Source organism: Psychromonas sp. SP041 (genome assembly GCF_000470315.2).
GTDB lineage: Bacteria > Pseudomonadota > Gammaproteobacteria > Enterobacterales > Psychromonadaceae > Psychromonas.
In genome coordinates this window covers 1-589 of sequence record NZ_CBRF02000112.1, presented here as the reverse complement: position 1 = coordinate 589, position 589 = coordinate 1, and the positions used below count along the sequence as shown (strand labels likewise).

Annotated in this window: 1 protein-coding gene; it reads left to right on the top strand. The window is 46.2% G+C overall.

The features are described 5' to 3' along the window. Positions 1-589, top strand: a 589-nt coding sequence (locus SP041_RS20785; protein WP_205961234.1) for an Ig-like domain-containing protein, incomplete at both ends; no start/stop codon positions are given.

The window sequence follows — 589 nt, the reverse complement described above, 5'->3', positions numbered from 1 at the left end:
TACGATAGATATTACGGCAGCGAACGATACACCGATTAGCAGCACATCTATTGCAGACCAAACTCAAAGTGAAGACTTTGCTGATTACAGCATTGATTTAAAAGAATACTTCTCAGACGCTGAAACCTCAAACGCAGACCTAATTTACACGGTGAGTGGTAACAGCGACATTGGCGTGACGATTGTGGATGGTATTGCAACGTTTACGAGCGCAACTGATAACTTCAATGGCGTTGAAAACATTAGCTTCACTGCAACTGATCCTGATGGCCAAGCAGTGACACAAGCAATTGTATTTACTGTTAACCCAGTAAATGATGCACCGACGTTAGCGGATGTGACGACTGCCATTACTGATACAGCAGCAGCGGATAGTTTTGATGCAACCACGGGTACGTTAACCGCAAGTGATATTGATGACACTGCCTTTACTTACGACTTCACTGACGGCACAGATACCCGTGTGGGTACGTACGGAACATTAACCTTAGCAAGCGATGGCAGTTACAGCTTTGCGCCAAACGCAGCAGCGATTGATGCCTTATCAAGCGACACCACTGAAACCTTCACGGTCCGTGTCACGGACAGT